Genomic DNA, 13065 nt, shown 5'->3' on the forward strand with positions numbered 1-13065 from the left:
CCCGCGAGGCCCCGCGTCCCGCACAGCCGGACCCGGCACGACCGGACCCGGCACGACCGGACCCGGCACGACCGGACCCGGCACGACCGGACAAGGCCCTGACCGGACGGCGCGTGCTCGTCGTGGGCGGCTCGCATCCCCGCGCCGCCGCGACCCGGACCCGCGTCACCGAACTCGGCGGCGCCGCCGCGGTGAACCTCTCCAGCAGCGTCACCGACGTGGTGGTGCTCCCCGGCGGAGAAGAAGACCGGCGGATGCCCCGGATCCGCTCCCTCGGGCTGCCGCTGCACGACGAGGCATGGCTCTACGGCCCGTCGTCCGCGCAGGCGGCCGGCCCTGGGACGGCGCCCGCTCCGCCGGGGCCGCTGACCCTCCCGCGGGGCGGGGTGACCGACCTGCCCGTCACGCAGCACACGTCCACCTGGACGGTCACCGCGACCTGGGCGCACCAGACGGCCTGCGAGGTCGACATCGTCGCGTTCGCCCTGGACGGCGACGAGCAGGTGTCCCGCGACGAGGACTTCGTGTTCTACGGCGCGACCGAGACGCCCGGCGGGGCGGTCTCCCTGTCCGCCGACGGCCCCACCGAGCAGTCGATCACCGTCGACACGGAGGGCCTCGGCCCGTCCGTGCGCAAGGTCGTCGTCGCGGCCGCCATCGACGGCACCGAGACCTTCGGGGCGGTCGGCGCGATAGAGATCACCGCCGCGCCCGGCAGCAGCGAGGCCCCGCTCGCCCAGGCCACCCTCGACGCGGCCACCACCGAACGCACGATGCTCCTGGCCGAGCTCTACCGGCGCGGCCCGTCCTGGCGCCTCCGCGCGATGGGCCAGGGCTACGACCACGGCCTGGCCGACCTGGCAAGCGCCTACGGCGTCACCATCGACGACTAGCCCCCACCGGTTCGTTGACTTGCGGCGTGTTGTTGTTATGGCGGCCCGATAACAACAACACGCCGCAAGTCAACGGTTCGGGGTGGTGGCGGGGACCTTCGCCTCTGTGGATTTTCGGTGCCGTCGTGGAAGGTGGGTAGTGGGCCGTCGGGCGTAGCGCGCCCGAAACTCGCGAAGGGAGCTCATCTTGTCGGAAGCGATCGTGGTCGGTACGGACGGGTCGGCGGAGTCGGAGCGGGCCGTGGAGTGGGCCGCCGCCGAGGCCGTCCTGCGGAAGCGTCCCCTGCATCTCGTCCATGCGTTGGAGCGGCCCGTCCTGCCTCAGCTCTTCGGTGGGAAGGACGAGGAGCTGGCCCAGGCCGGCGAGGCGCTTCTGGAAACGGTGCGCGACGGGGTCCGCGTCCGGTGGCCGGAGCTGGAGACGACGACGGCCCTGGTCGCGGACGAGCCGGCGAAGGCACTGGCCGAGCAGTCGGAGGAGGCGTTCGAGCTCGTGCTGGGCAGCCGCGGACGGGGCGGGTTCGCCAGCATGCTGCTCGGGTCCACGAGCCGGCGGATGGCGTCCCAGTCCACCGTGCCCGTCGTGATCGTCCGCGGGGAGGCCACCGCCGGCGGCGAGGTCGTCGTGGGGATCGACCTGTCCTGGGAGTCGGACCGGGTGCTCGACTACGCCTTCGAGGCCGCCGCGCTCCACGGCGCCCGGCTGCGGGTCGTCCACGCCTGGGTCGTGTACGGGATGCCCGTCGAGGCGAGCTGGGTGATCGACGAAGCGGCGGTGAACCGGGATTTGCGGGCGCAGGTCGTCGCGGCCTGCGCACCCCTGCGCGAGCGGTACCCGCAGGTGGAGGTGGTCGAGGACGTGTCGATGGACCACCCGGTCACCGCGCTGTCCGAGGCGTCGCGCGGCGCACGCCTCGCCGTCGTCGGCGCCCGCCGCCGCCACTGGGACACGCTCCGGCTCGGCTCCACCACCCATGGGGCGGTACACCACGCGGAGTGCCCGGTCGCGGTCGTCCCGCACGACTGACGCGGGTGTGGCACGCCTTCCATCCCGACTGCCGGGACTTTGGTCCCGAAGATCGTCCGCCTTTTGGATCTATGGCCCGAAATCTGGGCAAGGTTCACTAAAGGTGAAACAAAGGCGATGGGATGGAAGGTGAGAGGCCATGGCACTCTCGGAGCACAAGACGCCTGCTGGACGCGGCGCCCGGATCCGGGTGGTGGCAGCCAAGCCGCTGACCGAGTCGCCCGCGGCGCGCTACGTCTGGGCGGTGACCCGGATCGCGCTGGGCTGGATCTTCGCCTGGGCCTTCATCGACAAGCTGTTCGGCCTCGGCTACGCCACCCCCGCCGACAAGGCGTGGGTCGACGGCGCCAGCCCCACCGAGGGGTTCCTGGCCAACGCCCCCAAGGGCCCGTTCGCCGGCCTCTACAACGACCTGGCGGGAGCGGCCTGGGCCGACTGGCTCTTCATGATCGGCCTGGCCGGCATCGGCGCCGCGCTCATGCTGGGCATCGCGATGCGCATCGCCGCCGCCAGCGGCGCCCTGCTGCTGTTCCTGATGTGGACGGCCGTCCTGCCCCCGGAGAACAACCCCTTCATGGACGACCACCTCATCTACGCCCTCGTCCTGATCGGGCTGGCCCTGGTCAAGGCCGGCGACACCCTCGGCCTCGGCGAATGGTGGAGCAACACCAAGCTGGCCCAGAGGTTCCCCATCCTCAAGTGACCTGACCGAACCGCACCCGAGGGGCGCCCACCACGGTGGGCGCCCCTCGGCGTGTCCGGGGGAAGGTGCGGATCAGGGCCGCCCGGGATGGAAGCCCGCCCGCCCCGTGACCCGCACGCCCGCCCGGTCGCCCGGCCGGAACGGCGAGTGGCCGGCGACGCGGATGTCGACGGGCGTCTCGACGCCGTCGGCGACGACCGTGACCATGGCGTCGTGCCCGTAGTAGCGGACGTCGGTCACCGTCGCGCCGTACACGGTCCCGCCGGTCTCGCCGGGGTCGGTGAGCCGCAGCTGCTCGGGCCGCAGGATGACGGTGCCCTCCGGGGCGGCCGCGGGCGTGCGCAGCTCGACGGCGCCGAGCGCGGTGGTGGCGGTGCCCTCGGCGGCGTGCGCGGGCAGCAGGACGGCGTCGCCGACGAAGCCGGCGACCCAGGGGTCGGCGGGCCGCGTGTAGACCTCGTGCGGGGGACCGCACTGGGCGATCCGGCCCTCCCGCACGACGGCGACGAGGTCGGCGGTGGACAGCGCCTCCTGCTGGTCGTGGGTGACGAGGACGGCGGTGGCGCCGCTGGCGCGCAGCGCCGCGCGGATGTCGGCCCGCACTCCGGCGCGCAGCGCGCTGTCCAGCGCGTTGAACGGCTCGTCGAGCAGGACCAGCGCGGGTTCGGGGGCGAGCGCGCGGGCCAGGGCGACGCGCTGCTGCTGCCCGCCGGACAGCTCGTGCGGCATCCGGTCGCCGTATCCGGCCAGGCCGACCAGGTCGAGCATCTCCGCGGCGCGGCGGCGGCGCGCGGCCCGGTCGGCGACGCCGAAGGCGACGTTGCGGGCCACGCTGAGGTGCGGGAACAGCGCGCCCTCCTGCGGCACGATGCCGATACGGCGGCGTTCCGGCGGGACGTGCGTCCCGGGTCCGGCGAGAAGGCGGTCCCCGACGGCGACGGTTCCCGCGTCGGCGCGCAGGAAGCCCGCGATGACGCGCAGGAGGGTGGTCTTGCCGCAGCCGGACGGGCCGAGCACGGCGGCCAGCGACCCGGTGGGGACGGTGAGGCCGAGCCCGTCCAGGACGGTGGCGTCCGGGCCGTACGCCTTGGTCAGGCCCTCGATCCGCAGTTCGGTCATGTGCGATGCCTCCCGAGGAGGTACGAGGGGACCGCCGCGAGCAGGATCAGCACGGCGGCGTAGGGCGCGGCGTCGGCGTAGGCGCCGACGCCGGTCTCCGTCCACAACCGGGTGGCGAGGGTGTCCATGCCCGTGGGACGGAGCAGCAGGGTGGCCGGCAGTTCCTTCATGCAGACCACGAACGTGAGCGCGGCGCCCGCCGCGACGCCGGGTGCGGCGAGCGGCACGGTGATGGTCCGGAGCACGCGCAGCGGGCGGTGCCCGAGCGAGCGGGCGACGTCCTCCAGCACGGGCGGGGACTGCAGGACGGCCGCGCGGGTGGCGGTGACCGCGATCGGCAGGAACAGCACCGCGTAGGCGCAGACCAGCAGCGGCAGCTCCTGGTAGATCGGATGGACGTAGCGGACCGCGAAGAAGACCAGCGCGAGGGCGACGGTGATGCCGGGCAGGGCGTGCCCGGCGTAGGCGGCCTGCTCCAGCAGCTCCGCGGCCCGTCCCCGGTAGCGGGCCGCGACCACGCCGACCGGCAGCGCGAGCACGGTGGTGAGCAGGGCCCCGGCCGCGGCGGCGCCGAGCGTGGCGCCCGCGGTCTCGGCGAACCTGGGGAGGTCCCACGTGGAGCGCTGCCCCGTCACCAGCCAGTAGGCGAGGGTGGCCAGCGGGAAGACGACGGCGGCGGAGACGACCGCCCCGCACCAGGCCAGCGCGGGCGCCGCCATCCGCCCGAGCGGCACCGGGACGGGCGGGCGCGCGGTCCCGGAACCGGTTCTCGCGTGCCGGCGCCGCCCCCGGGTGCGCGTCTCCAGCGCGACGAGGCCCACGGTCATCAGCACGAGGACGACGCTCAGGGCGGCGGCCGGTGTGCGGTCGAAACTGGCCTGGTAGGAGACGTAGATGCCGCGGGTGAACGTGTCGTACCGCATCAGCGAAACCGCGCCGAAGTCGGACAGGACGTAGAGCGCGACCAGCAGCCCGCCTCCGGCGGCCGCCGGGCGCAGGTGCGGGAGGACGACGCGGACGAACGTGGCGACCGGCCCCAGCCCGAGGGACCTGGCCGCCTCCTCGTGCGCCGGATCGAGCCCGCGCAGGGCGGCGGCGACCGGCAGGTAGACGTAGGGGTAGCTGACCAGGGTGAGCGACACGGCCGACCCGGTGAAGCCGGTGAGGCCCGGCACCGCCGACAGCCACGCGAAGGCCGCGACGTAGCTCGGCACGGCCAGCGGCAGGGTCGCCGCGACCGCCCACCAGCGGACGCCGGGGAGCGCGGTGCGCACGGTCAGCCAGGCCAGGGAGATCCCCAGGATCAGGCAGGCCAGCACCACCGCGGTGGCGAGGGCCAGGCTGCGGCCCATGAGCTGGGCGGTGCCCTCGGTGGTGACGACGCTCCAGGCGAAGCCGGGGCCTCGCTCCAGCGCGCGCACGGCGAGGTAGCCGAGCGGCAGCAGAGCGAGGGCCCCGGCCAGGCACGCCGGTCCCAGCAGGACCCAGGGTGCGCGTCCTCCGGTCATCCGGTCAGACCATTCCGGCTTCCTGCAGCATCGCCAGGGTCTCCTGCAGCGACTCCAGCTTGCCGAGGTCGATCTCCGGGGCCTTGAGCGACTCCAGGGGCGGCAGGTCCGGGACCTTGCTGGTGACCCCGGCGGCCAGCGGGTACTCCTTGGTCTCGTCGCTGAAGTAGGTCTGGGCCTCCGCGGAGAGGAGGAACTCGGCGGCCTTGAGCGCGGCGTCCCGCTGGCCGCTGCCCTTCAGCAGGCCCACGCCCGCCACGTTGACCAGCGCGCCGGGGTCGCCGCCCGGCAGGAAGTGCAGCTTCGCGGTGACGCCGTCCGCGCCCTTCTCCGCGACCTTCTCGTACCAGTAGTAGTGGTTGATCAGGCCGACGGAGACCTCTCCGGAGTTCACGGCGTCCAGCACGGCGTTGTTGTTGTCGTACGCCTTGACGCCGTTGTCCTTCATGCCCTTGAGCCACTTGCGGGTGGCGTCCTCGCCGTCCAGGACCCGCATGCCGGTGACGAACGCCTGGAAGGACGCGTTGGTCGGCGCGTAGCCGACCTTGCCCTTCCACTCCGGCTTCGTGAGGTCGCGGACCGAGTCGGGCGCCTTGTCGACCTTGTCAGGGTTGTAGGCCAGGACGCGGACCCGCCCCGAGACGCCGACCCAGTCGCCGCCGCTGCCGCGGAACTGCGCGGGCACCTTGCCGAGCACCGGCTCGGGCAGCTTGTCCAGGCGCCCCTCCTTGGCCAGGGCGCCGAGGGCTCCGGCGTCCTGCGAGAAGAACAGGTCGGCCTCCGTCTTGTCGCCCTCTTCGAGGAGCTGCGCCGCCAGTTCGGCGCTGCCGCCGTAGCGGACCTCGACGCCGGTGCCGACGGCCTTCTCCAGCTTGTCCAGCAGCGGCTGGATGAGCTTCTCGTTGCGGCCGGAGTAGACGACGATGCCGGCGTCGTCGGAGCCGGCGTCACCGTCCTCGCCGCCGCAGGCGGTGAGGAGTGGCGAGAGGAGGGCCGCCACAGCCAGGACGGGGGTGAAACGGCGCAGGGGGTTATGCATGACTGCCTCTGAGGTCGCAGATCCGAACGGGATGCACTCAGGTTAGCCTTGCCTAAATTGAGGCGCGATGGGCCCCCGCCTCCGGTCGCATCGGAGGCGGCGCGGCGGGGAAGGTTACGCTGGCGGGTCCGACGAGTAGCGAGGTGTTCCGATGAGCGGTCCGGTCAGTACCGTCGACGCCCCGGCGACGCAGGCCGACGCGAGCCACGCCACGGCGCCGTGCGTGGAGGTGAACGACAGCCGCGAGGCGACGGTCGGGAAGTTCCGGGTGCGCCGGGCGCTGCCGCGCCGGGGGCGCCGCACGGTCGGCGCGTGGTGCTTCGCCGACCACATGGGGCCCGCCGACGTCACCGAGGAGAGCGGCCTCGACATCGGCCCGCACCCGCACATCGGGCTGCAGACCGTCACCTGGCTCACCGACGGGCAGGTGCTGCACCGCGACAGCCTCGGCTCCGAGCAGGTCATCCGGCCGGGCCAGCTCAACCTGATGACGTCCGGCGACGGCGTCTCCCACTCCGAGGAGGCCACCGGCCACTACCGCGGCACCCTGGAGGGCATCCAGCTCTGGGTGGCCCTGCCCGAGGCGACCCGGCACGGCGCCGCCGACTTCGAGCACCACGCCGAGCTGCCGCGCACGGGCCTGGAGGACGGGGTGGCGACGGTGCTGGTCGGCGAGTTCGGCGGCCTCGCCAGCCCGGCCCGGTACGACACCCCGCTGGTGGGCGTCGACCTCGACCTGCGGGGCACCGCGACGGTGCCGCTGCGCGCCGACTTCGAGTACGCCGTCGTGGTCCTCGAAGGCGCCGTCGCCATCGACGGCGAGCCGCTGCGGCCCGGGAAGCTGGGCTACCTCGGCGAGGGACGGGACGAGCTGCGCGTCGAGGTGCGCGAGCCGGCCCGCGCGATCCTGCTCGGCGGCGAGCCGTTCGAGACGCCGATCATGATGTGGTGGAACTTCGTCGGCCGCACCCAGGAGGAGATCGACGCCGCCTACGCCTCCTGGTCCGCCCAGGACGACCGGTTCGGGCGGGTGCGCAGCGCCCTTCCCCGCATCCCGGTGGGGCCGCCCCCGTGGCGGCGCACCGCGCGCTGACGGTGATCCGCCGCCTGGTTTGATGGCCCGGTGAGGTGGCGGAAGAAGCGAGACGATTCCCAGACCCGGGTCAAGAGGCAGGCCCTGCTCGCACAGCTGTCCGGCCCGGTACGGCAGTTCCTGGCGACGGAGGTCGGCGGCGCCGGGCTGCTGCTCGCGGCCGTCGTGGTCGCCATGGTCTGGGCGAACTCGCCGTGGTCGGGGTACTACGAGTCCCTCTGGGCGACGGAGGCGTCGCTGACGTTCGGCGGCGCCGAGCTGACGATGGACCTCGGGCACTGGGTCAGCGACGGCCTCATGGCGCTGTTCTTCTTCGTGATCGGGATGGAGGTCCGGTACGAGCTCAGCGTCGGTGAGCTGACCAGCCGCCGCCGCGTCGCGATCCCGGTCATCGGCGCGGTCGGCGGGATGGTCGTCCCCGCGGCGCTGTACCTGCTCGTCGCGCCCGGGGGAGAGGCCGCGAACGGGTGGGGCATCGTCATCGGCACCGACACGGCGTTCATGCTGGGCGCGCTCGCCGTGGTCGGCCCCCGGTTCGCGACGCAGCTGCGCGTCTTCCTCCTCGCCCTCACCGTCATCGACGACATCGTGGCCGTGACCGTCATCGGCGCGGTCTACTCGGATGAGCTGCGACCGGGGCCGCTGCTCGTCATGCTCGCGCTGTGCGCGGTGCCGGTCCTGCTGAACCGGCTGGACGTGTGGCGCGCGGCCCCGTACGTCCTGGTCGTCGTGGCGCTGTGGGTGGCGACCGTCGAGGCCGGCCTGCACGCGTCCATCGCCGGGATGCTCGGCGGCCTGCTCATCCCCGCCCATCCGCGCGCCCGGGAGGCGGTGGAGCGGGCGGCCCGGCACTTCCGCGCGTTCCGGCAGTCGCCGATGGCCGACCTCGGGATGTCGGCGCGGCTCGGGCTGCAGCGCGCGGTCTCGGTCAACGAGCGCCTGCAGACCGTCCTGCACCCGTGGACGAGCTTTCTCGTCGTCCCGCTGTTCGCGCTGGCGAACGCGGGAGTCGACCTGCGCGGCGGCGTGCTCGGGCACGCGCTCACCTCGCCGGTCACGTGGGCCGTGATCGTCGGCCTCGTCGTGGGCAAGCCGCTCGGGGTGGGGCTGAGCGCCGTCCTGGCCGCGCGGTTCCGCCTCGGGAGCCTGCCCCGGGGCGTCAGCGTCGAGCAGGTGTTCGGCGGTGCCGCGCTGTCCGGGATCGGGTTCACCGTCTCCCTGCTGATCGCCCGGCTGGCCTTCACCGACCGGGACCTGCGCGACGAGGCGATTGTCGGGGTGCTCCTGGGGGCGGTGTTCGCGACCGTCCTCGGCTGGCTGGTGTTCCGGGCGGCGAGGGTCCTGCGCGGCCAGACGGAGGCGGACCTGCCCCGCGTCCTCGACCGGCCGGTGGACCCGGAGTTCGACCACATCAAGGGCCCGCACGACGCGCCGCTGACGCTCGTCGAGTACGCCGACTTCGAATGCCCGTTCTGCGCCCGCTCCACCGGGGTGACCGCCGAGCTGCGCGCCCGCTTCGGCGACGAGCTGCGGTATGTCTTCCGCCACCTGCCGCTCCCGGACGTCCACCCGCACGCCGAGTTCGCGTCCCGCGCCGCCGTCGCCGCCGACGCGCAGGGGCGCTTCTGGGAGATGCACGACCTGCTCTTCGAGCACCAGGGCGAACTGGAGTACGAGGACGTCGCCGGCTACGCCGCCGACATCGGGCTCGACGTCGAGCAGTTCCTGCGCGACCTCGACGAGGAGAGCACGGCCGCGCGGGTGCGGGCGGACGTCGCCAGCGCCGAGGCGAGCGGCGCGACCGGCACCCCGACCTTCTTCATCGGCGGGCGGCGCCACACCGGCCCCTACGACGCGGAGTCGCTCGCGCGGGAGCTCCGGCTGGCCGGCGACCTGTCGACCCGGTGAACGCCGCGCGCGCGGGACGTGCCGTCCCCGGGGCACCTGGACCTTTGCGGGCGGACGCCGCCGGATGAAACGATCAACCCCCGCCCGCGCGGCCGACCCGCCGGAACCGACACAAACTTGATTTGCTCCCATTCTTGACTGACTCCAGAAACTGAGCCAGTCTGTCCGACGTGGCGGCACCGTCGGACTTCCAGCACCTGCTCCGCGGGGCCGCGCTGCGCGTGACCCGTCCCCGTGTCGCGGTGCTGAGCGCGGTCCACGCGCACCCCCACGCCGACACCGAGAAGATCATCGGTGCGGTGCGCCGGGACCTGCCCACGGTGTCCCACCAGGCCGTGTACGACTCGCTGCGGACGCTGACCGCGGCGGGCCTGGTGCGGCGCATCCAGCCGTCCGGCTCCGTGGCGCGCTACGAGGCGCGGGTCGGCGACAACCACCACCACGTCGTGTGCCGGTCGTGCGGCACCATCGCCGACGTCGACTGCGCCGTCGGCGAGATGCCCTGCCTGACCGCCTCGGACGGCCGAGGCTTCTCGATCGACGAAGCCGAGGTCATCTACTGGGGCCGGTGCCCCTCCTGCTCCACCGGCCAGAGCTCCTGACCCATCTCTTCGCACAGCCCTTGGAAGGAACCCATGTCGGACAAAGAGTCGATCGCCAACGGCGCGAACGCCCAGGGTGAAGGCGGCTGCCCGGTCGCCCACCAGCGCGCCCCCCACCCCACCCAGAGCGGCGGCAACCACGGCTGGTGGCCGAACCGGCTCAACCTGAAGCTGCTCGCCAAGAACCCCGACGTCGCGAACCCCTTCGGCGGGGACTTCGACTACGCCGAGGCGTTCCGCGGCCTCGACCTCGCCGCCGTGAAGCGCGACATCGCCGAACTCCTCACCGACTCGCAGGACTGGTGGCCCGCCGACTTCGGCCACTACGGCCCGCTGATGGTCCGGATGGCGTGGCACAGCGCCGGCACCTACCGCGTCAGCGACGGCCGCGGCGGCGCCGGCTCCGGCCAGCAGCGCTTCGCGCCCCTCAACAGCTGGCCCGACAACGGCGGCCTCGACAAGGCCCGCCGGCTGCTGTGGCCGGTCAAGAAGAAGTACGGCCGGGCGATCTCCTGGGCCGACCTGTACATCCTCGCCGGCAACGTCGCCCTGGAGTCGATGGGCTTCAAGACGTTCGGCTTCGCCGGCGGGCGCGAAGACGTCTACGAGCCGGAGGAGGACGTCTACTGGGGCCCCGAGAGCGCCTGGCTCGACGACCAGCGCTACAGCGGCGACCGGGACCTGGAGAACCCGCTGGGCGCCGTGCAGATGGGCCTCATCTACGTCAACCCGGAGGGCCCGAACGGCAACCCGGACCCGATCGCCGCGGCCCGCGACATCCGCGAGACGTTCCGCCGGATGGCGATGAACGACGAGGAGACCGTCGCCCTCATCGCCGGCGGCCACACGTTCGGCAAGACGCACGGCGCCGGCCCGGCCGACCACGTCGGCCCCGAGCCCGAGGGCGGCCCGCTGGAGCAGATGGGCCTCGGCTGGAAGAGCACCTTCAACACCGGCAAGGGCCCCGACGCGATCGTCAGCGGCCTTGAGGGCATCTGGACCGACACCCCCACCGAGTGGGACAACAGCTTCTTCGAGATCCTGTTCGGCTACGAGTGGGAGCTGTTCAAGAGCCCCGCGGGCGCGTGGCAGTGGCGGCCGAAGGACGGCGCCGGGGCGGACACCGTCCCGGACGCGCACGACCCGTCCAAGCGGACCCACCCGACGATGCTGACGACGGACCTGTCGCTCCGCTTCGACCCGGTGTACGAGCCGATCTCGCGGCGGTTCAAGGACAATCCCGACGAGTTCGCGGACGCCTTCGCGCGCGCGTGGTTCAAGCTGACCCACCGCGACATGGGCCCGGTCGCGCGCTACCTCGGCCCGGAGGTTCCTGGCGAGACACTGGTGTGGCAGGACCCGATCCCCGAGCGGACCTACGAGCTCATCGACGCCGGCGACATCGCCTCCCTGAAGGCGAAGCTGCTCGACTCGGGGCTGTCGGTCTCCCAGCTCGTGTCCACCGCGTGGGCGTCGGCCGCGTCCTACCGCGGGTCCGACATGCGCGGCGGCGCCAACGGCGCCCGCATCCGCCTCGAACCGCAGAACGCGTGGGAGGTCAACCAGCCGGACGAGCTGGCGCGGGTGCTGCGTGTGCTGGAGGGCGTCCAGGAGTCCTTCAACGCGGCCCAGGCCGGCGGCAAGCAGGTCTCGCTCGCCGACCTGATCGTCCTCGGCGGCTGCGCCGCGGTGGAGAAGGCCGCCAAGGAAGCGGGCTTCGACATCGAGGTCCCGTTCACCCCGGGCCGGACGGACGCGTCGCAGGAGCAGACCGACGTGGAGTCCTTCGCCGAGATGGAGCCGACCTCGGACGGCTTCCGCAACTACCTCGGCAAGGCCAACCCGCTGCCGGCCGAGTACGCGCTGATCGACCGGGCGAACCTGCTCACGCTGAGCGCGCCGGAGATGACGGTCCTCGTCGGCGGCCTGCGCGCCCTCGGCGCGAACCACGGGCGGGCGGCGGAGCTCGGCGTCCTCACCGACCGGCCGGGGACGCTGACCAACGACTTCTTCGTCAACCTGCTCGACATGGGCACGACGTGGAAGCCGGCGTCCGAGGAGGCGGAGGTCTTCGAGGGCCGGGACGCCTCGGGGGCGGTCCGCTGGACCGGCAGCCGCGTCGACCTCGTGTTCGGGGCGAACTCCGAGCTGCGCGCGATCGCGGAGGTCTACGCCGCCGACGACGCGCGGGAGAAGTTCGCGCGGGACTTCGTCGCCGCGTGGGACAAGGTGATGAACCTCGACCGGTTCGACATCGCCTGAGCACGAACCTGAGCACGAACATGGGGCGGGGGACCGCGCCGGGCGTCCGAGCGGACGGCTGAGCGCGGTGCCCGCCGCCCGGAGAAGTGAGTCCAGGCCGGCCCGCTCGGGCCGGCCTGGGCCGTTTCAGCGCCCGCTCACGGGCGGCACTGCGGGCACAGGCCCCAGAAGGTGACGTCGGCCTCGTCGACCAGGTAGCCGGCCTCGTCGACCGGGTCCAGGCAGGGCGGGTGGCCCACGGCGCAGTCGACGTCCTTGACCGCCCCGCAGCCGCGGCACACCAGGTGGTGGTGGTTGTCGCCGACGCGTCCCTCGAACCGGGCGGGGCTGTCGCCGGGCTGGATGCGGCGCACGAGCCCGGCCGCGGTGAGCGCGTGCAGGGCCTCGTACACGGCCTGGAGCGAGATGTGGCCGACGCGGTCGCGCACCCCGGTGGCGATGGCCTCCACGCCGAGGTGGTCGCCGTCCCGGACCGTTTCGAGGAGCGCGACGCGGGCGGCCGTCACCCGGAGGCCGGCCCCGCGGAGCTCCCCGGCCGTGGTCGTGGTCTGGGATGCGGTCATTCGCCGGACCTACCTTCTTGAACGATTTAAGACAACGAGCAACCCAAGTCTAGTCGGATGTGGTATGTGTCCGACCTCGGCCCCGGTCCGACGCGCCGGCGAGGCTGTCGAAAGTTTCGGAATCTCCGTCCGGTTCTTGATCGTCCTTCGGTGACCGCAGTGGACACGGTTGCACTGGACGCGCTGGACATCGTTCCTGACCAGCTCGAATGCCTTCGCAATTCAAGAAATGTTCTCGAAATTTTTCGAAAACCGTTGACACGCCATCGGGTGCGGCCAACACTGCTGGCATCGACGGACCCGCCGCCGATCCGGGCCACCGCCCGGCGAGCACCCCCGCCCTCCACC

Annotated in this window: 12 protein-coding genes; 8 read left to right on the forward strand and 4 right to left on the reverse strand. The window is 73.0% G+C overall.

All coding sequences use genetic code 11. The annotated features are described in order from the left end of the window. The 3 genes from E1200_RS23725 to E1200_RS23735 all read left to right on the forward strand — a co-directional run. Positions 1 to 893, forward strand: an 893-nt coding sequence (locus tag E1200_RS23725; RefSeq protein ID WP_207933511.1) for a TerD family protein, incomplete at its 5' end; no start/stop codon positions are given. 187 nt (positions 894 to 1080) lie between these two features. Beyond that, a complete protein-coding gene (locus tag E1200_RS23730; RefSeq protein ID WP_243708789.1) occupies positions 1081 to 1920 on the forward strand; it encodes a universal stress protein in 840 nt (279 codons plus the stop codon). Positions 1921 to 2059: 139 nt separating this feature from the next. Continuing rightward, positions 2060 to 2623 carry a DoxX family membrane protein gene (locus E1200_RS23735; protein WP_131954280.1) on the forward strand — a complete coding sequence of 188 codons (564 nt, stop codon included), beginning with the start codon at positions 2060 to 2062 and terminating at the stop codon, positions 2621 to 2623. Positions 2624 to 2695: 72 nt separating this feature from the next. Here E1200_RS23735 and E1200_RS23740 read toward each other — a convergent pair whose 3' ends face one another. From E1200_RS23740 to E1200_RS23750, 3 genes are read right to left on the reverse strand one after another with little or no spacing between them, the layout of a single operon-like run. After that, positions 2696 to 3742, reverse strand: coding sequence for an ABC transporter ATP-binding protein (locus tag E1200_RS23740; RefSeq protein ID WP_131954281.1), 1047 nt, complete (start codon positions 3740 to 3742; stop codon positions 2696 to 2698). Next, positions 3739 to 5250 carry an iron ABC transporter permease gene (locus E1200_RS23745; protein ID WP_131954282.1) on the reverse strand — a complete coding sequence of 504 codons (1512 nt, stop codon included), beginning with the start codon at positions 5248 to 5250 and terminating at the stop codon, positions 3739 to 3741. Before E1200_RS23745 ends, E1200_RS23740 begins: the two co-directional genes overlap by 4 nt. A 4-nt stretch (positions 5251 to 5254) precedes the next feature. Next, positions 5255 to 6289, reverse strand: coding sequence for an iron ABC transporter substrate-binding protein (locus E1200_RS23750; protein ID WP_131954283.1), 1035 nt, complete (start codon positions 6287 to 6289; stop codon positions 5255 to 5257). A gap of 151 nt (positions 6290 to 6440) precedes the next feature. Here E1200_RS23750 and E1200_RS23755 point away from each other — a divergent pair, with 151 nt between their 5' ends. The 4 genes from E1200_RS23755 (at position 6441) to katG (ending at position 12154) form a co-directional block, all read left to right on the forward strand. Then, positions 6441 to 7382 carry a pirin family protein gene (locus E1200_RS23755; RefSeq protein ID WP_131954284.1) on the forward strand — a complete coding sequence of 314 codons (942 nt, stop codon included), beginning with the start codon at positions 6441 to 6443 and terminating at the stop codon, positions 7380 to 7382. Between the two features lie 30 nt (positions 7383 to 7412). Next, a complete protein-coding gene (gene nhaA, locus E1200_RS23760; protein WP_207933512.1) occupies positions 7413 to 9290 on the forward strand; it encodes a Na+/H+ antiporter NhaA in 1878 nt (625 codons plus the stop codon). Between the two features lie 170 nt (positions 9291 to 9460). Then, the gene (locus E1200_RS23765; protein WP_131954285.1) at positions 9461 to 9892 is read left to right on the forward strand and encodes a Fur family transcriptional regulator; all 432 of its coding nucleotides are present in this window, start codon (positions 9461 to 9463) and stop codon (positions 9890 to 9892) included. A gap of 33 nt (positions 9893 to 9925) precedes the next feature. Then, positions 9926 to 12154 carry a catalase/peroxidase HPI gene (katG, locus tag E1200_RS23770; RefSeq protein ID WP_131954286.1) on the forward strand — a complete coding sequence of 743 codons (2229 nt, stop codon included), beginning with the start codon at positions 9926 to 9928 and terminating at the stop codon, positions 12152 to 12154. 137 nt (positions 12155 to 12291) lie between these two features. Here the strand turns inward: katG and E1200_RS23775 are convergent, their stop codons facing one another. After that, positions 12292 to 12717 carry a Fur family transcriptional regulator gene (locus E1200_RS23775; protein ID WP_131954287.1) on the reverse strand — a complete coding sequence of 142 codons (426 nt, stop codon included), beginning with the start codon at positions 12715 to 12717 and terminating at the stop codon, positions 12292 to 12294. Positions 12718 to 12867: 150 nt separating this feature from the next. Here E1200_RS23775 and E1200_RS34460 point away from each other — a divergent pair. Further along, a partial coding sequence (locus E1200_RS34460; protein ID WP_207933513.1) for a hypothetical protein occupies positions 12868 to 13065 on the forward strand: 198 nt, incomplete at its 3' end.

This window comes from Actinomadura sp. GC306 (assembly GCF_004348665.1).
In the GTDB taxonomy this organism is placed as follows: Bacteria; Actinomycetota; Actinomycetes; order Streptosporangiales; family Streptosporangiaceae; genus Spirillospora.

What these genes read in the sequence shown, in the direction of transcription:
- E1200_RS23735 (WP_131954280.1), top strand. Translation starts at nt 2,060, where the DNA reads ATGGCACTCTCGGAGCACAAGACGCCTGCTGGACGCGGCGCCCGGATC.
- E1200_RS23740 (WP_131954281.1), bottom strand. Translation starts at nt 3,742, where the DNA reads ATGACCGAACTGCGGATCGAGGGCCTGACCAAGGCGTACGGCCCGGAC.
- E1200_RS23745 (WP_131954282.1), bottom strand. Translation starts at nt 5,250, where the DNA reads ATGACCGGAGGACGCGCACCCTGGGTCCTGCTGGGACCGGCGTGCCTG.
- E1200_RS23750 (WP_131954283.1), bottom strand. Translation starts at nt 6,289, where the DNA reads ATGCATAACCCCCTGCGCCGTTTCACCCCCGTCCTGGCTGTGGCGGCC.
- E1200_RS23755 (WP_131954284.1), top strand. Translation starts at nt 6,441, where the DNA reads ATGAGCGGTCCGGTCAGTACCGTCGACGCCCCGGCGACGCAGGCCGAC.
- katG (WP_131954286.1), top strand. Translation starts at nt 9,926, where the DNA reads ATGTCGGACAAAGAGTCGATCGCCAACGGCGCGAACGCCCAGGGTGAA.
- E1200_RS23775 (WP_131954287.1), bottom strand. Translation starts at nt 12,717, where the DNA reads ATGACCGCATCCCAGACCACGACCACGGCCGGGGAGCTCCGCGGGGCC.